The sequence below is a fragment of the Bacillus cereus group sp. BfR-BA-01310 genome, assembly GCF_022664325.1.
Taxonomy (GTDB): Bacteria; Bacillota; Bacilli; order Bacillales; family Bacillaceae_G; genus Bacillus_A; species Bacillus_A paramycoides.
In genome coordinates, this window is sequence record NZ_JAKUHD010000002.1 from 1 (window position 1) to 19567 (window position 19567).

A 19567-nucleotide genomic window follows, 5' to 3' on the forward strand; every position below is an offset into this window, starting at 1 on the left:
GCTCGACTTGCATGTATTAGGCACGCCGCCAGCGTTCATCCTGAGCCAGGATCAAACTCTCCAATAAAGTTAGTTTGTCTAGCATCTAAAATAAAAATTGACGTTTCACGTTGTTTGTTTCGTTCAGTTTTCAAAGAACTACTTAGTCGCTCATTTGCGACTTCCTTATGTTAACATCTTCGTTTTTCGATGTCAACTAAGTTTTTTAATTTCTTTTTTGTCGTTTTCTGCGTTTCTGCATCAGCGACGTTTATTAATATAGCATGCAGAAAAACGAAATACAACACCTTTTGAAAACTTTTTTTAAAACAACTACATTTCTTTTTTAATATCATATACTTAAACGAAATATCTCTTTCATTTCTAAGTAATTCCTACATATATTCTATAGAAAGTCACTCTGTCCAAAAACATTTCTTTCTATATAAACGTTTTATTCATATACCATATCATACAAGGAGGAATATACATGGACTACACCGATTTATTAATAAAACTAGGTCTCTCAGCTATTTTAGGATTCGCTATCGGTTTAGAACGCGAATTAAAACGTAAACCACTCGGTTTAAAAACTTGTTTAGTTATTTCTATTATTAGCTGCCTCTTAACCATTGTTTCTATTAAAGCAGCTTACAATTTACCACACACTGACCATATGAATATGGATCCACTTCGACTAGCGGCTCAAATTGTGTCAGGAATCGGTTTTTTAGGTGCTGGTGTTATTTTACGAAGAGGAAATGATAGTATTGCAGGACTAACTACCGCAGCTATGATTTGGGGTGCTTCTGGTATCGGTATTGCCGTCGGAGCTGGCTTTTATCTCGAAGCCATTTTCGGGATGTGTTTCCTTATGATTAGTGTAGAACTTATCCCATTAGCTATGAATTTTTTAGGCCCTAGGTCATTACGCCAACGCGATATTGCCGTCAAACTTGTTGTACGAGATATGGACAATATCCCTATTGTCATTGAGGAAATAAAAGCAATGGATATAAAGGTTAAAAATATGAAGCTCAAAACATTAGAAAGTGGTTCTCACTATTTACATCTTAAATTGTCTATCGATCAAAAAAGACATACCGCTGATGTTTACTACGCCCTGCAACACCTCGAAAGTGTTCAACAAACTGAAGTCGAAAGTATGTAACATGAAACAAGCTCTCTTTTTAATTAGGGAGTTTTTCTTTTTTCTATAATGGTAACAATGAATGTAGTCCTGCAAAGTAAGGAGGAATACAAAATTGAAATCGCGCCCGAACTTAGTAGATACATTTCGTGATTCCATTATTTTTCGTTTAATTTGTTTTATTATTGTACTTACTACTTTCTCTGGTTTTCTTATACATACACTAGAACCCACTCACTTTATTACATGGTTCGATGGGATTTGGTGGTCAATCGTTACAATCTTCACAGTTGGCTATGGTGACTTTGCCCCGCATACAACGATAGGGAAACTTATTGGAATAGGCATTATTTTATTAGGAACTGGATTTTGTTCTTATTATATGGTTCTATTTGCTACCGAAATGATTAGTAAACAATATATGAAGATTAAAGGGGAAGAAGCGGCTACTTCTAGCGGACATATGATTATCGTTGGTTGGAATGAACGTGCCAAACACGTTGTGAAACAAATGCATGTATTACAACCAAATCTTGATATCGTTTTAATTGATGAAACACTCTCTTTACTTCCAAAACCATTTCATCATTTAGAATTTATAAAAGGCTGTCCACACCACGATCAGACTTTACATAAAGCAAACATTACAACAGCACACACAATATTAATAACGGCTGATAAAGAAAAAAATGAAAGCTTAGCAGATACACAGTCCATTTTAAATATCTTAACTGCAAAAGGACTTAATCCAAACATTCACTGTATTGCCGAACTACTTACTTCAGAGCAAATACAAAATGCAACGAGAGCAGGGGCATCAGAAATTATAGAAGGAAATAAATTGACAAGCTATGTATTTACCGCCTCCCTTTTATTCCCTTCTATTTCCGGTGTATTATTTTCGCTCTACGATGAAATCTCTGATAACAAATTACAACTGATGGAACTAGCTCCATCATGTATAGGACAAACTTTCGCTAATTGCAGCTACACTCTTTTAAAACAAAATATCCTCTTATTGGGTATAAAGCGTGATGAACAATATATGATTAATCCAGTTCATTCTTTTATTATCATTGAAAGTGACGTACTCATTGTTATTCGCCATTAAAAAAATGCTTTTCTAGTTCTTGCACTAGCACTTTACCAATATCGATATACTTTCTTTTCACATCTCCATCTGGATCTTTCGGTTCAGCAAACTGATCTAAGCTTGTCCCAGCAGCTAACGTATTTACTTCATTATCTAGTTCGTCTTGATATACGTGCGAAATAATATACGGTGTTTCAAGACGAACTACTACACCAGGCACATCTAGCTCTCCATCCACAGCCGTAAATGGCACTCGTAAAAATTGATAACCATCTTCTTCGTCAATTTTGTAATCAAAGCATCCTTTATCATAATCCCAATTGCCACCAATACTATATCCAAGTGGCTTCATGACCTCTTCTAACTTATATAACGCATATGTACGCCCTACTAAATTTGATTGAATCGGAATCAAATCAATCCCTCCTAGACCTTTCCTTTAGCATACCCATTCCATTCTGAATATATATGAGATTCAATCCGGAATGTCGGCTACTCGTCAAAAAATTCCATAAAAAAAACTGTTGGGGCTCGTCCCCAACAGTTTTTTTATTTTAAACGCTCTTCTAATTCTGCTTTTAGTTCTTCGAATCCTGGTTTTCCAAGTAGAGCGAACATGTTTTTCTTGTATGCTTCTACTCCTGGTTGATCAAATGGATTTACGCCTAATAGGTAGCCGCTCATCGCACATGCTTTTTCGAAGAAGTATACAAGGTAACCGAATGTATACTCGTTTAGTTCTGGAATGTTTACGATTAAGTTTGGTACTCCGCCGTCGTTATGTGCAAGTAATGTACCTTCGTATGCTTTTGTGTTTACGAAGTCTACAGTTTCACCAGCAAGGTAGTTTAATCCATCTAAATCGTTGTCATCTAATTCGATTTTTAGTTCATGTGTAGATTTACCTACTTTAAGAACTGTTTCGAATAGATCACGGCGACCTTCTTGAATGTATTGACCTAATGAGTGTAAGTCAGTTGAGAAGTTTGCTGAAGATGGGAAAATACCTTTTTGATCTTTTCCTTCACTTTCACCAAATAACTGTTTCCACCACTCAGAGAAGTATTGAAGTGCTGGCTCGTAGTTAACAAGCATTTCAATTGTTTTCCCTTTATTGTATAGAGCATTACGAACTACTGCGTATTGGTAAGCTGGGTTTTCTTCAAGTTCTGATGTCGCGAAGTCATCATGACCAGCAGCTGCACCTTTCATCATTTCTTCAATGTTTAGGCCACTTACTGCGATCGGTAATAAACCTACTGGTGTTAATACAGAGAAACGACCGCCAACATCATCTGGAATAACGAATGTTTCGTAACCTTCGTTATCAGCTAATGTTTTTAAAGCACCACGCGCTTTATCTGTAGTTGCATAAATACGTTTGCGAGCTTCCTCTTTGCCGTATTTCTCTTCTAATAATTTACGGAAAATACGGAATGCGATTGCAGGCTCTGTTGTTGTACCTGATTTGGAAATAACGTTAATAGAGAAGTCTTTACCTTCTAGTACGTCCATTAAATCTTTCATGTAAGTGGAGCTAATGTTTTGTCCAACAAATAGCACTTGTGGAGTTTTACGTTGTTCTTTAGAAAGCGTGTTGTAGAAAGAATGGTTTAACATTTCGATTGCTGCACGTGCTCCCAAGTAAGAACCACCGATACCTACAACAAGTAAAATGTCAGAGTCATTTTTAATTTTTTCTGCGCATTTTTGAATGCGAGCAAATTCTTCTTTGTCATATTGAAGCGGAAGCTCTACCCACCCAAGGAAATCGTTCCCAGCTCCAGTTTTTTCGTGGATTGCATGGTGTGATACTTTTACTGCATCACGTAAATAAGTTAGTTCATGTTCACTGATGAAGGATAACGCTTTAGAATAGTCGAACGTTACATGTGTACTCATCTTTTTCCCTCCAATTATGTATATGTATTTCTGTATTCACTTTAGCGAAACTAAAGTTGTAAATCAAGCGATTCAACAATTGTAAACGTAACCATTGTTTATTTTTTAGAAAAAGTTCATTTTTTGCATAAAAATTCGCTTTTTTCGGTATAGATGTATATACATCCTTTTTCGTACATTTTTTATGTATAAAAACACCAAAACTATACCATTCTATAAAGGAGTTACATTTTCTTATTAACTCTTCGCTTGCTCATGCTTCACATTAAGGGGGGCTTTTTCATGAGTACTCTGCAACGTATCGCATTAGTCTTCACTGTAATCGGTGCTGTTAACTGGGGACTGATCGGGTTCTTCCAGTTTGACTTAGTGGCTGCCATTTTCGGTGGACAAAGTTCAGCTCTCGCACGTATTATTTATGGCATCGTTGGTATTTCTGGGCTTATCAATCTTGGTTTACTATTTAAACCATCCGAAAATCTTGGTACTCACCCAGAAACAAATGAAATTCGATAGTCAGTATGTCTTTTTCATCTCCGACATACGAATATGATTGCATGCAATCATATTTGCAAATATATATCATAAGACAAAGTAAAAGAGGAACGCTCATATGCGCTCCTCTTTTACTTTGTTAACTCTGATTCTTCAATCCATTCCGTTAGCTTTTCACGCAGCGTATTGAACCCTTTATCGGTTGGCTTCGGTATAAGAACCCTTCCTTGTTTTCTTTTCGCCGCTTTTAACGATAAACTCATTTTTCTGTGCTCTTCATCAATTGAAAGTACTTTTACTTCTACTGTATCGCCGACCTTTAAAAAGTCATGAATATCCTTTACATATCCATTTGTAATTTCAGATATATGCACAAGTCCTTGTGTTTCTGCATCTAACGCTACAAATGCACCGTAATCTTGAATTCCAGTCACTTTCCCTGTTACAACCACTCCTGTTGTATATTGTTCTGACATATGAAACACTCCCATACGTTTACCATTTTCTCTACAATTGTAGATAGCAAAGCAGATGTATTTATTGTTAAATATCCGATTGGTTAATACTTATCCTCAGTAAAGCTATCTAGAATAAGTACACCTTATATTAGTAAATTATACCACTATGATAGAACTCATTCAAAATTCATGAAGAAATTTCCTATAATACGTATAATTCTCCAATATTGGGATAGAATACTAACACATGGCTTTCTAGTATTCCCCCCCTTTTATGGACAAAACGTATTGTGTTTTGTCCTTTTTTTATTCTCTATGAACCGTTCCATCCTCTTCATTGCTTCCATAAGTTGCTCGAGCGATGTCGCATATGAACAACGAATGAATCCTTCACCACTGTCTCCAAATACACTTCCTGGGACAACAGCCACTTTTTCTTCTAATAATAACTGTTCTGCGAATTCTGCTGAAGATAGTCCAGTTGAAGCAATGGAAGGAAAGACATAAAATGCTCCGCCCGGTACATGACATGTTAAGCCCATTTCATTGAAAGATGTCGTCATAAAGTTGCGACGCTTTTTATAACTATCTCTCATTCGAATTACTTCATCATTTCCTGCACGCAATGCTTCAAGTGCTGCGAATTGAGACATCGTCGGTGCGCACATCATTGAATATTGATGGATTTTGAGCATTAATTCTGAAAATTGAACAGGGGCTGCAATCATACCAAGACGCCATCCTGTCATCGCAAACCCTTTTGAAAATCCTGAAATTAAAATCGTATGCTCACGCATATCTTTAATACTCGCGAAACTTGTATACGCTTCGTCATATACGAGCTCTGCATAAATTTCATCAGATAATACGATTAAATTATATTTCTCCACAATGACTGCTAGCTTTTCTAATTCGGATTTATTTAACATTGCACCTGTTGGGTTATTTGGAGAACAAAGTAAAATCGCTTTTGTTTTTGCTGTAATAACTGCTTCAATTTGATCTGGTTGTACTTTAAATTCATCTTCTAATGAAGTCGCTACTGGAACCGGGACTCCGCCAGCCAACGTAACAAGCGGTGCATACGAAACGAAGCTTGGTTCAATAATAAGTACTTCATCATCAGGATTTACAATGGCGCGCATCGCTACATCTAGCGCTTGGCTCGCTCCAACTGTAACAATGATTTCATCATTTGGATCATAAGATACTGCAAATTGTTTTTTTAGATACTTTGCTATTTCTTGACGGAGCTCTAATAATCCTGCATTTGCTGTATATGCTGTATATCCTTGCTCTAAAGAACGAATACATGCTTGCCTTACATTCCAAGGTGTAACAAAGTCAGGCTCTCCCACTCCGAGTGAAATAACACCTTTCATACTCGACGCTAAATCAAAAAACTTTCGAATGCCGGATGGTTGTAAAGATTCTGCTACTCTAGATAGTTCAAATTGCTTCATGGTGTCACCACAATTCTCTTATCATCATCAGTTTTTTCATAAATAATGCCCTCATGTTTATACTTCTTCAAAATAAAATGAGTTGTCGTAGAAACAACGGATTCAATTGTTGCTAATTTCTCAGAAACAAACATCGCTACTTCGCCCATCGTTTTTCCTTCTAACGTAATAGAAAGATCATATGTACCAGACATTAAATAAACTGATTTCACTTCTGAATAGCGATAAATTTGTTCAGCAACCGCATCAAAACCAACACCACGCTTCGGTGTAACTTTCACATCAATCATTGCTGTTAAACCAGTATGTTCTTTCACTTTTGTCCAATCGATATGTGTTACATAGTCCACGATAATTTTTTCACCTTCTAATTTTGCAACCATCTTTTTCGCTTCTTCTACATCTATACTTAACAGCTTCGCTAATACTTCTACAGATAAACGACTATTTTTTTCAAGGCAAGCTAACAATTCTAATTCCTTTTCAGTCATCATATAACTCATCCTCTCTTTTGTTTGTGTCTAAATTATACAAATAGCCTTTCCTGTTTGAAAAGAAGATTTTTTTAGAGAATTATGTAAAAATAAAGTGAAACTTTAATCAGTGGGGGTTGTCCATCCCCACTGATTATTATCCCGCACCAATCGGGATAAAGATGAAAGGGGATGGAACCGTGAGACCAAAAGTATATATTGCTGAGCCAGTTCCAACATTTGTAGAATCTTATTTATCGGAACACTGCGATTACGAAAAATGGGATCAAAATGAGAAAGTACCTCGTGATGTTTTATTAGAAAAAATAAAAGATAAAGATGGATTACTTAATTTCGGCTCAGCCATAAATGAAGAGTTGTTACAAGCCGCTCCTAACTTAAAAGTAGTGAGCAACATTTCTGTTGGTTACGATAATTTTGATTTAAAAGCAATGCAAAGTCGAAATGTCATCGGAACGAATACACCATACGTATTAGATGATACGGTAGCTGACCTCGTTTTCGCTCTTATGTTATCTGCTGGTCGCCGCGTGTGTGAACTTGATTCATATGTAAAAAACGGTGAATGGAATGCTGAAATCGGAAAAGAACACTTCGGACTAGATGTGCACCATAGTACAATCGGTATTATTGGAATGGGGCGAATCGGGGAAGCGGTCGCAAAACGTGCGAAATTTGGATTTGATATGAACGTTCTTTACTATAATCGTCGTCGTAAGGAAGACGCTGAGCAAAAATTTGACGCTACATATTGTGATTTACAAACGCTAATCAAACAATCTGATTTTATTATTCTTCTTACTCCATTAACAGATGAAACGTATCATCTTATCGGAGAAAAAGAATTTTCATTAATGAAAGAAACAGCAATCTTCATTAATGCCTCTCGAGGGAAAACAGTAGATGAAACTGCATTAATTCATGCATTAGCAGAAAAGAAAATATTTGCAGCTGGTATCGATACATTCACACAAGAGCCTATCCAAAAAGATAATCCGCTCTTATCATTGCAAAACGTTGTGACTTTACCGCACATCGGATCTGCAACATTAAAAACGAGACAGCAAATGGCAATGACAGCTGCTAAAAATTTAGTGGCAGGATTACAAGGAAAAACACCACCTAATATTGTGCGTGGATAATAAAGTGAAACTTTAATCATTGGTGGAGTTGTCCATCCACACTGATTATTAGCACGACTCCCACAAATAGCGGGATAAATAAATGTAAGGCAAGATGGCATAGTCATCTTGCCTTTTTTTGTTAACATATTTTTTTCTTACTTGGAGATGATATGAACAAAAATCAATGGAGTGACAAAAAATGAACCATGAATGCAAATGCCCTTACTTCACTTTTTCCACTCGCGGCACTACTATTCATTACGAATTGTATGAACATAATAATAATATTAATAAAGGGCGACCTACTTTCGTACTCGTTCACGGCTTCCTATCTTCCTCATTTAGCTATCGACGCCTCATTCCTTTATTAATGAAAGAAGGTAGAGTAATTGCCCTGGATTTACCTCCATTCGGAAAAAGTGATAAATCTCATCTCTTTAAGTATTCTTATCACAATTTAGCGGCTATTATTATCGATCTGATAGAACATCTAGCTCTCTCGGATATTGTATTAGTTGGTCACTCTATGGGTGGACAAATTTCCCTCTATGTAAACCGCCTACGCCCTGAATTAATTTCAAAGACGATTTTACTATGCAGTTCTAGTTATTTAGCACGCGCAAATTTACCTTTACTGTACTCTTCTTATTTACCGTTCTTCCATTTATACGTGAAGAACTGGATTATTCGAAGAGGCATCGTTCATAACTTAATGAATGTCGTTCATGACCATTCATTAATTGATAATGAAATGATGGAAGGCTACGCTGCTCCTTTTTATGATAATCGTATATTCCCTGCCTTAACTCGAATGATAAGAGACCGTGAAGGTGACTTATCTTCAACTGAATTACAAAAAATCGAAACGCCAATATTACTCATTTGGGGTGAAAAAGATCGCGTCGTCCCTTTACAGGTAGGACGTCGCTTACACAAAGATTTACCTAATTCAACATTTATCTCTTACGAAAATACAGGTCACTTACTACCTGAAGAAAAACCCGAACATGTTTATGAAGAAATCATGGCATTTTCTGCGCGATAAAGCGGGGTAAAGTGAAACTTTAATTAATCCGAACGAACTAAAATAAACAAAAAGGCTGTCGGAAATTCCGACAGCCTATAATGAACAACTTCCGCCTTCTTTTAGTACAAGTAATTCCACAGCTAACTTCTCACATTTTTCAAGCGCAGGCACTTCCTCAAAAGACATAAAGTATATATGTTGAATCTTCTTTGCGATATATTTTGGATCGTCAAACACACTTGCAACGTTCACAACATCGCTCGCTTCTGTTTCGTAAAACTCCGGTCCCATTTGAAACGGATCCCAATTTTTCACAACCTCTATCATCTTTTCATATGCACCCATCTGCTTCCCGCCTTTTCACTTTTTAATGCTTTTCTTTATCGTATCACATCCGCTATTCTATAAGAAGAGAGCGAACTTTCATAACTTAACGGTTTTACAGAAGAAAGGGGAAAACATATGCAGCTATTTCATAAAACGGTAAATCGTCGCGGAACACATAGTACAAAATGGGATACATATAAAAACGAAGAACTCATTCACGCTTGGATTGCCGATATGGATTTTGAAGTACCAAAACCAATTCAAACTGCATTACAAAAACGGATAGAACATCCTATTTTCGGCTATACACTTCCTCCCGAAAATATTGGAGATATTATTTGTAATTGGACACAAAGCCAATACAATTGGGATATACAAAAAGAGTGGATTGTATTTAGCGCAGGCATCGTTCCAGCTCTTAGTACGAGCATACAAGCTTTAACGAAAGAAGGAGAATCCGTACTCGTACAACCTCCTATTTATCCACCATTTTTTGAAATGGTCACAACGAATAACAGGAAATTATGTGAAAGTCCATTACAGAAACAAAATGGCACATATGCGATAGACTTCGAGCATTTAGAAACGCAATTTCAACAAGGTGTAAAGCTGATGCTTCTTTGTAGCCCTCACAATCCTATCGGACGCGTTTGGACGAAAGAGGAACTAACAAAGCTCGGTACGTTATGTACAAAATATAATGTAACCGTTGTTGCGGATGAAATTCACGCTGATATTATTTACGCAGGTCATACCCATACACCGTTTGCCTCTTTATCTGAAGAATTAGCAGCGCGCACAATTACTTGTATGGCTCCGAGCAAAACATTTAATATCGCCGGGTTACAAGCATCTATCATTATTATTCCGGATGAAAAACTCCGTAATGCCTTTACGTCTATTCAATATAGACAAGGATTCCACGGATTAAATATATTTGCTTATACAGCAATGCAAAGTGCATATACAGAATGTAATGATTGGCTAAGTGAAATTCGATTATACGTTGAAGAGAACGCTCGATTTGCTTGTGAGTATATTCAAAACCACATACCAACTCTTTCTGTAATGAAACCAGAAGGTAGTTTTTTACTGTGGATTGATTGTTCACGCTTGAACCTTTCTCAAAATGAGCGAACAACATTACTCGAAGAGAAAGGAAAAATCATCGTTGAACCTGGTGAGAAATATGGATTGGGTGGAACTGAACATATTCGAATCAACATCGGCTGTCCAAGGTCCGTCTTAGAAGAGATTTTAAACAGACTTCGCAATACATTTTCATCATAATATAACAGAAGCTACCTTAATGGTAGCTTCTATTTTTTCTTCATTTCTGACGCTTTTTTAACAATAACACCGCAAGCAATTCGATTCCCAGATTTTCCTGCTGGTTGTGTCATACCATCATCAGGGTTTTCTGTAATTATAATAGACGCTCCATCTTTTCTATGAATCGTCGTTTTCCCTTCTTCAAGTGTTATATGCGGCGCGTCGATTTCCGCTTTAATCTTTCCAGAACCGTCTGCAACTACGTTCGGTAAATCACCGTTTTCTGCACCTTTCGGATTGAGGAGTCCATGCTTTTTCTTATCTGGATTAAAATGATTCCCAGATGATTCAAAACGAGGTGCTTTACACTCTCCAATTTCGTGTACATGTATTCCATGCGGGCCTGGTGTAAAACCTTCCGCTTTAATCTTAATCTTCACTCCACTTGTTTGTTGAACGACTTTTGCAGTCCCAACTTCATCACCTGAAGCATTATGTAATTTCACATCAATTTCTTTCGGCTTTCCTTGGTCACAACCCGCCATCAGAAATAACAAACAACAACTGAAAAAAAGCCGTCTTTTCATTCTATTCCCTCCAAAATACATTCTGCCCTTAGATTGTCCGAGCATAGAGGGAAACATACAAAAATGAATTAGTGTTTCTTCTCAGCTAAAAGCTTCTCTTCTACTTTCTGTAATCGCTCTGCTTCTCGTTTTGATACACGAATGAACATACGCCACGTAGCAATCGCACCGATGATAAATAGAACACAAACAATACCTGGAATAATATATTCTGTTTTATCTTCCGGAAAATATAAAGGCATCATATGGAACACTCCTTATCAGGGGATTCATAAAAATCAACATCAGAATTTTCTGTCATATTATTTTAAATTATAGTTGAACCCATTCATATTCTCAAGGACATTCCGTGAACGAATGATTTCTTTGACTCCTTCACGCACTTTCCTTACTATTAATTTGAGGTGAAAAATATGAGAGAAACATTTGAAATTGGTGAAATCGTTACTGGTATTTATAAAACTGGAAAATATATCGGCGAAATTACAAATAGCCGCCCTGGCAGTTACGTCGTAAAAGTATTAGCTGTTTTAAAACATCCAGTGCAGGGTGATTTACATAATGTAAAACAAGCTGATGTACCATTTTTCCATGAAAGACGCGCTTTAGCTTTCCGTGAACAGACGAACATTACAGAGCAAATGGTGAAAAAATATGAAGGAGAAATCCCGGATTATACAGAGTCACTAAAATTAGCATTAGAAACTCAAATGAATTCATTTTCTGAAGATGATTCACCTTTTGCAGGGCGTAGTCTAGAAACACTTCAACAATTGAAGCAAGATTACAAACTCTAAAAAAACAAAACGACCAAATTACATATTGTGCAATTTGGTCGTTACTGTGTACTGACTTTCTTTAACACTTTCGAAAAATCAACAAGCTCCCCTAATGTTGGAGGTGCTGGTTTGACTAAATACTCTTTATCTTTTTCTACTAACTTAAAAATATTATATGTCGTCATCGCATCATCCAGCGCACAATGATGCTTTCCTGTTCCTACTTTTCCATACGCCTCAATCGCTTTCCACAACCCTGTTTGATTTCGCTCCCCAAAAAACTTCTTATACTCAAGCGATAAATCACGGAACTGTCCGAAGAATGGAAATGCTACTCCCGCCATTTCGCAGTTATGCTTCAATACTTTCATATCCATATTTCCCCACGTTACAATTGTCGGTTTGCATCTCTTTTCATATTCGGCAAGTTTCTCAACAAGTTCATGAAAAGAAATTCCTTTGTCCACTACTTCTTGTTTAATTCCTAAAAATTTTTTACATCGATCTGTTAAGGACGGAAATGTTTTTGGCCTGACATGTGACGAATACGTATCTTCCACCTTACAACCAACAACTGAAACGAGTCCTACCTCAATAATTTCTGGAAAAAAACCTTTTGGTTTTTTTCTATGCTGGGGCATCGTAAACTCAAAGTCTAAAAATAAAAATCGTTGTTCATCCATACGATCCCTTCCTTATCATTTTTGTCATTCCTTTCTATTTGATACTCCTACACGAACAAGCTCGAACGCTGATTCCATTTTAAATATTCGGATTGGATGTATCTTATATATATGTCAAATGCCCGCAAATATTTTAAAAAATAAGAAAAAATGACCTATGCAGAAAATATGACAAAATAGCCCCTTTCATTTACATCCGCCATTTTCCTACTTTATAATGACGTTATGTGTGTTTCTTCTAGAATATTTTTGACACACTAAGAAAAGTGAACGAAAGGAGATGAGAGTTTTGCACGAAACAACGCAAGAGCTCGCAAACTGGCAGTATTATTTTGCTATCGCAGTCTTTTTAATTACATATGCCATTATTATTTCTGAAAAAATTAATCGCGCTGTCATCGCACTTCTTGGTGCAGCACTCATGGTAATTGTGGGTGTCGTTGACTTACACAACGCCTTTACGAAACATATTGAATGGGGAACTATTACGTTACTCATCGGCATGATGATTCTAGTAAACATTACAAGTAAGTCAGGGGTCTTCCAATACGTTGCCATTAAAGCTGCAAAAGGAGCACAAGGAAATCCAATTAAAATTTTAATTTCACTTTCCTTACTTACCGCGCTTGGCTCCGCATTTTTAGATAACGTTACAACAGTACTTCTTGTTGTTCCAGTTACTTTATCTATTACGCGCATACTGCAAGTAAATCCTGTTCCATATTTACTTTCTGAAATTATTTTTTCAAACATCGGAGGAACAGCAACATTAATTGGTGATCCACCAAATATTATGATTGGTTCTGCAAATAAGCATTTAGATTTCAATGCTTTCTTATTAAACTTAGCACCTATCGTAATTATTATCATTGCTGTTACAGCGACAATGCTTTACTTCATGTACCGTAAGCAATTAATTGCTGATCCTGTACAAGTTAAAAAATTAATGAGCTTAGATGAAAAACAATACATTAAAGATCCAGTATTAATGAAAAAATCTTTAACAGTACTTGGACTTACTATTTTAGGTTTCATGACTCATTCCATTTTCCATATTGATGCAGCTATCATTGCCTTAACTGGCGCTACTGTACTTATGCTAATCGGTGTGAAAGAACATGAAATTGAAGAGGTATTCGCTAGTGTAGAGTGGGTAACAATCTTCTTCTTCGCGGGACTATTCGTACTCGTTGGAGGACTTATCGATATCGGTCTTATCAAAATGTTAGCTCAAAAAGTAATTGGAATAACAGGTGGAGATATTTCTCACGCATCTATCCTTATTCTATGGGTATCTGGTATCGCCTCTGCAACAATCGATAACATTCCATTCGTTGCAACAATGATCCCACTTATTAACGATATGGCAGTCGGGCTAGGTTTATCACCTTCTGACGCACAAATCGACGTACTATGGTGGGCATTAGCATTAGGTGCTTGCCTAGGTGGAAACGGAACATTAATCGGGGCTTCCGCTAACGTAATCGTAGCCGGTATCGCTAGCCGTGAAGGGCATAAATTTAGCTACATGGACTTCCTAAAAGTCGGTTTCCCAATTATGATCGTTTCATTAATCATTTCTCACATTTACATTTACTTACGCTACCTTATGTAGTAGAAAAAGCGCCCTGCCAAGCAGGGCGCTTTTTTTCTGGAACAAAGCTCAATATATAAGCGCAATTTCAAATATATCAGCTATTTTCTCATTATATCGACTTATCAACAAAGAATGACAAATCTACTCGTTATACCTCACCGGCTCATTTCGAATAATGAATAAATGAATCGGCAAGAACACCGAAAATGTAATTGTATGAATGATAGTAAATAGTATGGCATTCGTTCCGTATCTATCTAAAATAGCGTAGATGAGATAAATAGACAGCACAATCGACACAGCCATTGCTAGCAAACTTATAATTGGTACATAATTAAAAATAAAGCATGCGACATATATGCCGAATACTTTCCATCCTGCTTCTTCTTTCAAGAAATCCGGCAATTTATCTTTCGCTAAGTCCCCCCACGTCTTACTATTTAAAAAAGGAATAAACGCAAGAACACCATCAGTTGCACCATCATTTTTCGCCATCGTATAAAGTGCAAAAGCCGTTAACAAATACGAAATAATGATCCAAAGTAAAACGACAATAATAAACGCAAAACTAAGAGCAAAGAAACCTGCTAGTACGCCTTGATCTTCCATCTTATCCTCTCCTCTCTCTTCTCAACATATTTCATTAACCTACAAGTTATGTTTTAAAATTCATCCAAACTCTCTGTATAATAATATGAGAAAGACAATAAGAGAGGAGAACGTACTTATGCATCCATTTGTAAAAGCATTACAAGAGCATTTTACAGCTCATAAAAATCCTGAAAAAGCAGAACCGATGGCACGTTATATGAAAAATCACTTCCCCTTTCTCGGTATTCAAACTCCCGAGCGAAGACAATTATTGAAAGACGTCATTCAAATACATACTCTCCCAGATAAAAAGGACTTTCAAATTATCGTACGTGAGCTTTGGGACTTACCAGAACGTGAATTTCAAGCTGCCGCACTCGACATACTACAAAAATATAGAAAACATATAAATGAAACTCATATCCCCTTTTTAGAAGAGCTTATTGTTACAAAATCTTGGTGGGATACTGTCGACGGCATCGTCCCTACATTTTTAGGTGACATCTTTTTAAAACATCCAGAATTAATTTCCGCATATATTCCAAAATGGATTGCATCAGAAAACATATGGCTACAACGTGCCGCTATTTTATTCCAGCTGAAATATAAACAAAAGATGGATGAAGAACTCCTTTTCTGGACTATCGGACAACTGAACTCATCAAAAGAATTTTTCATTCAAAAAGCGATCGGCTGGGTCCTTCGTGAATACGCAAAAACAAGGCCTGATGTAGTTTGGGAATACGTTCAAACTAACAAACTCGCTCCGTTAAGTAAACGTGAAGCAATTAAGCACATTAAACAAACTTACGGAATAAATAACGAAAAAATAGGCGAGACTCTATCATAGATAGGCACGTTCCTCTATTGTGATTTAAAAAAGAACGTGATAGAATATGTTCATTATTATTAATATAAGTAGCGATGACGGACTTATAAGTACTTGCACAAAAGCGATTCAGGGATAGTGAAAGCCTGAAACCGCAAGGAAACGGCAGTCTCGAGCAATACGTGATGAAAGTGGATGTGCGAAATGCGCATCAACTAGGGTGGAACCGCGGGTATATACAAGCTCGTCCCTAGGCAGAATTGCCTAGAGACGAGCTTTTTTGTATTTAATTTAAAAGCAGAAGCGGCTCATTCAAAATGTGAGGCGGAAATAGCTCGTTTCACAAGTACCCATCACGTCATCGCCAATACGTTAACTTTCAAAAGGAGGATTTTATTATGTATTCAATGGAACAAGTTGTAAACTTAGCGAAACATCGCGGTTTTGTTTTCCCTGGTTCTGAAATTTACGGTGGTCTTGCAAACACTTGGGATTACGGTCCACTTGGAATCGAATTAAAAAATAACGTTAAAAAAGCTTGGTGGAAAAAATTCATTCAAGAATCTCCATACAACGTTGGGTTAGATGCTGCTATCTTAATGAACCCAAAAACTTGGATCGCTTCTGGTCACGTTGGTAACTTTAATGACCCAATGATCGACTGTAAAAAATGTAAAGCTCGTCACCGTGCTGACAAATTAATTGAAGATGCATTAGATGCAAAAGGCATCGAAATGGTCGTTGACGGTCTTACTTTCGACCAAATGGCTGACTTAATGAAAGAACATGAAGTAAAATGCCCAGATTGCGGTAGTCAAGAATTCACGGAAATCCGTCAGTTCAACTTAATGTTCAAAACATTCCAAGGTGTTACAGAGTCTAGCACAAACGAAATCTTCCTTCGTCCTGAAACAGCACAAGGTATTTTCGTAAACTTTAAAAACGTACAACGCTCTATGCGTAAGAAACTTCCATTTGGTATTGGCCAAATCGGTAAAAGTTTCCGTAACGAAATTACACCTGGTAACTTCACATTCCGTACACGTGAATTCGAACAAATGGAACTTGAATTCTTCTGTAAACCTGGTGAAGATTTAGAGTGGTTCGCATTCTGGCGTGAAACTTGTAAAAACTGGTTACTTTCACTTGGTATGACTGAAGAAAGCATGCGTCTTCGTGACCACGGTGAAGAAGAGTTATCTCACTACAGTAATGCAACAACTGATATTGAATTCAGATTCCCATTCGGTTGGGGCGAACTTTGGGGCGTTGCATCTCGTACAGATTTCGATTTAAAACGTCACATGGAACACTCTAACGAAGACTTTAACTATATTGATCCACAAACGAATGAGCGTTACGTACCATATTGCATCGAGCCATCTCTAGGTGCAGACCGTGTAACATTAGCATTCTTATGTGATGCATATGAAGAAGAGCAATTAGAAAATGATTCTCGTACAGTTCTTCGTTTCCACCCTGCTTTAGCACCATACAAAGCAGCGATCTTACCATTATCTAAAAAGCTATCTGAAGGTGCTACTGAAGTATTCGCAGAACTAGCTAAAGACTTCATGGTAGACTTTGACGAAACTGGTTCTATCGGTAAACGTTACCGTCGTCAAGACGAAATCGGTACACCATTCTGTATCACATATGACTTCGACTCAGTTGAAGACAAAGCTGTTACAGTACGTGACCGTGACACAATGGAACAAGTTCGTATGCCAATTAGCGAACTAAAAGGTTTCTTAGAGAAGAAAATCCAGTTCTAATTATAAAAAAGAGGCAGCTCATAAGAGCCGCCTCTTTTCTATTTTTCACGTTTTTCTTTAATTGCTACTGTACATCTTGAAATACATAATAAATCGTCATTTTCATCAATGATACGAATATCCCAAACCATCGTTGTTTGTCCTCTATGTATCGGTGTTCCGATCGCTGTTACAATTCCATCTTGCTTTGAACGAATATGGTTTGCGTTAATTTCTAATCCGAAACAAATACATTTTTCTTGATCAATTAAATTGTATGAACCAACACTTGCCACAGTTTCTGCTAAAGCAACAGATGCACCGCCATGTAAAAAGCCAAACGGCTGATGCGTGCGTCCATCCACCGGCATCGTAGCAACTACCTTATCTTCTGTCATTTCTAACAACTCAATTCCAAGCGAATCCATTAAAGTTTTTGACATATCGTTTCCCCCCTTCTCTCACTTTTAATTAAATGTATATTTTTACCTATTTACTTTCAAACTACCTATAACACTTATATAAGGAGGTTTCACCTAAATGAAACAAAAATTTTGTATACTACTGCTTATATTCTCCTTGCTGACTATTGTACCAAATTGTACGCATCCAGCCAAAGCATCTAACCTGACAATTGATGTTAAGACTGTAACGCAAAAAGGGAAGAAACCTTATATAGAATATCAAATTAATAGGCCTTCTTTTCACAATTTTTCTGATTCACAATTTCAAAATAAGCTGAATTCCTATTACAAAAATTCTACTGATAAATTTAAAAGTAAGTTAGAGAAAGAAGCGAAGAAATATTATAAAGAAACAGAAGGATCTAGCACACCTTTCCATCCATACGTTGCAAATGTTGACTATAAAGTAGCTTTAAACAAACCACCTTTTCTCAGCCTATATGTGAATTACTATCAATATACAGGAGGAGCGCACGGACTTTATACGTGGAAAGCAAATACATTTGATTTAAACGAAAAAAAATTATTACACTTAGACGATCTATTTCAACAAGAGGAGAAATATAAAGAAACAATTCGTACAGAGATTGTAAGACAAATTAAACAAAATGAAAGCATTTATTTTCCTGACGCTGCCGAAAAGGTAATGAGCGCTAAAAAGTTCCACTACTTTTTAGAACCAGATAATCTCGTTATTTACTTCCCTTTATATGAAATTGCTCCTTATTCAAGCGGAATCCCGCAATTTCGTATTCCATATACATTGCTGAGAGACTATTTAAAGTCTTCTTATCAAAATATTTTGATTGACAACAAGTAAATATTTTCGCTACGATATTGTTAACCTAAACACAACAGGAGGTTAACAATATGAGGAGATTTCATGTTTTAGATCTAGCATTGGCTGCCATGTTCGTCGCTCTTATGGCTATTGGTGCAAATATTGTATCTTGGGCACCATTCCTACAAATAGCGGGCGTTCCATTATCTATGCAACCATTTTTCGCAATTTTAGCAGGGCTTCTTCTTGGAAGTAGACTTGGGGCATTATCAATGACTGTTTATATGCTTGTTGGATTAGCAGGTGCGCCAATTTTCGCTAACTTCAAGGCTGGATTTGGAGCACTTTTAGATCCTACTGGTGGTTTTATTATCGCATTTATTATCGTTGCTTACGTATCAGGAAAACTAGTGGAACGAAAAGAAAGACCAACATTCAGCACCTTTGCAATTGCTTCTTTCGCCGGAATCATTTTAACGTATATTATCGGTACTACTTATATGTACGGGGCGGTCAATATTTTCATGGGCGGTAATATGAGTTATAAAGCCGCTTGGATGATTATGATGTGGTTTGCAGTAAAAGATATTGCATTTACTATTATCGGTGCTATTATCGCACCTCGCATATACTATGCTGTACGCCGTTCAGCCTATCAACATTCTCATTCGACGATTTCATAATAAAAAGGAGTTGTTCCCATAGGAACAACTCCTTT

Annotated in this window: 23 protein-coding genes and 1 rRNA gene; 12 read left to right on the plus strand and 12 right to left on the minus strand. The window is 36.8% G+C overall.

What is annotated here, in order from left to right:
* Nucleotides 1-67 (minus strand): 16S ribosomal RNA (locus MR109_RS05020); the annotation flags it as partial.
* A gap of 402 nt (nt 68-469) precedes the next feature.
* Between MR109_RS05020 and MR109_RS05025 the strand changes: the two genes are divergently transcribed.
* Both MR109_RS05025 and MR109_RS05030 read left to right on the plus strand, forming a co-directional pair.
* The gene (locus tag MR109_RS05025) at nt 470-1150 is read left to right on the plus strand and encodes an MgtC/SapB family protein (protein ID WP_002173983.1); all 681 of its coding nucleotides are present in this window, start codon (nt 470-472) and stop codon (nt 1148-1150) included.
* A gap of 94 nt (nt 1151-1244) precedes the next feature.
* Nucleotides 1245-2240 carry an ion channel gene (locus MR109_RS05030; protein ID WP_098473711.1) on the plus strand — a complete coding sequence of 332 codons (996 nt, stop codon included), beginning with the start codon at nt 1245-1247 and terminating at the stop codon, nt 2238-2240.
* Here MR109_RS05030 and MR109_RS05035 read toward each other — a convergent pair.
* Together MR109_RS05035 and MR109_RS05040 are read right to left on the minus strand one after the other, a co-directional pair.
* Complete coding sequence (locus MR109_RS05035; RefSeq protein ID WP_048375275.1) at nt 2227-2637, minus strand: YugN-like family protein; 411 nt, start codon at nt 2635-2637, stop codon at nt 2227-2229. The two genes, MR109_RS05030 and MR109_RS05035, sit on opposite strands and share 14 nt — an antisense overlap.
* Before the next feature lie 134 nt (nt 2638-2771).
* Nucleotides 2772-4124, minus strand: a complete 1353-nt coding sequence (locus tag MR109_RS05040) for a glucose-6-phosphate isomerase (protein ID WP_242271219.1) — start codon at nt 4122-4124, stop codon at nt 2772-2774.
* A 282-nt stretch (nt 4125-4406) separates the two neighbouring features.
* On the opposite strand from MR109_RS05040, the gene MR109_RS05045 reads away from it, so the two are divergent.
* Complete coding sequence (locus MR109_RS05045; RefSeq protein WP_048375277.1) at nt 4407-4640, plus strand: DUF378 domain-containing protein; 234 nt, start codon at nt 4407-4409, stop codon at nt 4638-4640.
* Between the two features lie 110 nt (nt 4641-4750).
* Here the strand turns inward: MR109_RS05045 and yugI are convergent, their stop codons facing one another.
* The 3 genes from yugI to MR109_RS05060 form a co-directional block, all read right to left on the minus strand.
* Entirely contained in the window at nt 4751-5095 is a 345-nt protein-coding gene (yugI, locus tag MR109_RS05050) for a S1 domain-containing post-transcriptional regulator GSP13 (RefSeq protein ID WP_002173990.1), read from the minus strand.
* A gap of 254 nt (nt 5096-5349) precedes the next feature.
* Nucleotides 5350-6540, minus strand: a complete 1191-nt coding sequence (locus MR109_RS05055) for an aminotransferase (RefSeq protein ID WP_242271220.1) — start codon at nt 6538-6540, stop codon at nt 5350-5352.
* Complete coding sequence (locus MR109_RS05060; RefSeq protein WP_178941065.1) at nt 6537-7034, minus strand: Lrp/AsnC family transcriptional regulator; 498 nt, start codon at nt 7032-7034, stop codon at nt 6537-6539. The genes MR109_RS05055 and MR109_RS05060 overlap by 4 nt, the downstream gene beginning before the upstream one ends.
* A gap of 161 nt (nt 7035-7195) precedes the next feature.
* On the opposite strand from MR109_RS05060, the gene MR109_RS05065 reads away from it, so the two are divergent.
* Together MR109_RS05065 and MR109_RS05070 are read left to right on the plus strand one after the other, a co-directional pair.
* Nucleotides 7196-8176 (plus strand): 2-hydroxyacid dehydrogenase, encoded by a 981-nt coding sequence (locus MR109_RS05065; protein ID WP_218652304.1) that lies wholly within the window; start codon nt 7196-7198, stop codon nt 8174-8176.
* 181 nt (nt 8177-8357) lie between these two features.
* Nucleotides 8358-9203, plus strand: coding sequence for an alpha/beta fold hydrolase (locus tag MR109_RS05070; protein ID WP_242271221.1), 846 nt, complete (start codon nt 8358-8360; stop codon nt 9201-9203).
* Between the two features lie 75 nt (nt 9204-9278).
* On the opposite strand, the gene MR109_RS05075 is transcribed toward MR109_RS05070, so the two are convergent.
* Nucleotides 9279-9530 (minus strand): YugE family protein, encoded by a 252-nt coding sequence (locus MR109_RS05075; RefSeq protein WP_048375283.1) that lies wholly within the window; start codon nt 9528-9530, stop codon nt 9279-9281.
* A gap of 117 nt (nt 9531-9647) precedes the next feature.
* Here MR109_RS05075 and MR109_RS05080 point away from each other — a divergent pair, with 117 nt between their 5' ends.
* On the plus strand, nt 9648-10802 hold the full coding sequence (locus MR109_RS05080) for a MalY/PatB family protein (protein ID WP_242271222.1): 1155 nt from the start codon (nt 9648-9650) through the stop codon (nt 10800-10802).
* Between the two features lie 29 nt (nt 10803-10831).
* Here MR109_RS05080 and MR109_RS05085 read toward each other — a convergent pair whose 3' ends face one another.
* The gene (locus tag MR109_RS05085; RefSeq protein WP_071718327.1) at nt 10832-11371 is read right to left on the minus strand and encodes a superoxide dismutase family protein; all 540 of its coding nucleotides are present in this window, start codon (nt 11369-11371) and stop codon (nt 10832-10834) included.
* A gap of 68 nt (nt 11372-11439) precedes the next feature.
* Nucleotides 11440-11616, minus strand: coding sequence for a hypothetical protein (locus tag MR109_RS05090; protein ID WP_176547726.1), 177 nt, complete (start codon nt 11614-11616; stop codon nt 11440-11442).
* A gap of 168 nt (nt 11617-11784) precedes the next feature.
* Between MR109_RS05090 and kapB the strand changes: the two genes are divergently transcribed.
* Nucleotides 11785-12168, plus strand: coding sequence for a kinase-associated lipoprotein KapB (gene kapB / locus MR109_RS05095; RefSeq protein WP_242271223.1), 384 nt, complete (start codon nt 11785-11787; stop codon nt 12166-12168).
* 41 nt (nt 12169-12209) lie between these two features.
* Here the strand turns inward: kapB and kapD are convergent, their stop codons facing one another.
* A complete protein-coding gene (kapD, locus tag MR109_RS05100; RefSeq protein ID WP_048375290.1) occupies nt 12210-12833 on the minus strand; it encodes a 3'-5' exonuclease KapD in 624 nt (207 codons plus the stop codon).
* A 289-nt stretch (nt 12834-13122) separates the two neighbouring features.
* Between kapD and MR109_RS05105 the strand changes: the two genes are divergently transcribed.
* Complete coding sequence (locus MR109_RS05105; RefSeq protein WP_048375292.1) at nt 13123-14448, plus strand: ArsB/NhaD family transporter; 1326 nt, start codon at nt 13123-13125, stop codon at nt 14446-14448.
* A 123-nt stretch (nt 14449-14571) separates the two neighbouring features.
* Here the strand turns inward: MR109_RS05105 and MR109_RS05110 are convergent, their stop codons facing one another.
* Nucleotides 14572-15039 carry a hypothetical protein gene (locus tag MR109_RS05110; protein WP_048375293.1) on the minus strand — a complete coding sequence of 156 codons (468 nt, stop codon included), beginning with the start codon at nt 15037-15039 and terminating at the stop codon, nt 14572-14574.
* A 118-nt stretch (nt 15040-15157) separates the two neighbouring features.
* Between MR109_RS05110 and MR109_RS05115 the strand changes: the two genes are divergently transcribed.
* Together MR109_RS05115 and MR109_RS05120 are read left to right on the plus strand one after the other, a co-directional pair.
* Nucleotides 15158-15871, plus strand: a complete 714-nt coding sequence (locus tag MR109_RS05115; RefSeq protein WP_242271224.1) for a DNA alkylation repair protein — start codon at nt 15158-15160, stop codon at nt 15869-15871.
* A 377-nt stretch (nt 15872-16248) separates the two neighbouring features.
* The gene (locus MR109_RS05120) at nt 16249-17625 is read left to right on the plus strand and encodes a glycine--tRNA ligase (RefSeq protein ID WP_000287156.1); all 1377 of its coding nucleotides are present in this window, start codon (nt 16249-16251) and stop codon (nt 17623-17625) included.
* 38 nt (nt 17626-17663) lie between these two features.
* Here the strand turns inward: MR109_RS05120 and MR109_RS05125 are convergent, their stop codons facing one another.
* Nucleotides 17664-18047 carry a hotdog fold thioesterase gene (locus tag MR109_RS05125; protein WP_002174004.1) on the minus strand — a complete coding sequence of 128 codons (384 nt, stop codon included), beginning with the start codon at nt 18045-18047 and terminating at the stop codon, nt 17664-17666.
* Between the two features lie 97 nt (nt 18048-18144).
* Here MR109_RS05125 and MR109_RS05130 point away from each other — a divergent pair, with 97 nt between their 5' ends.
* A complete protein-coding gene (locus MR109_RS05130; protein WP_242271225.1) occupies nt 18145-18888 on the plus strand; it encodes a DUF3298 and DUF4163 domain-containing protein in 744 nt (247 codons plus the stop codon).
* Nucleotides 18889-18938: 50 nt separating this feature from the next.
* Nucleotides 18939-19532 (plus strand): biotin transporter BioY, encoded by a 594-nt coding sequence (locus MR109_RS05135; protein WP_071718331.1) that lies wholly within the window; start codon nt 18939-18941, stop codon nt 19530-19532.
* The last annotated feature ends 35 nt before the right edge of the window (nt 19533-19567 follow it).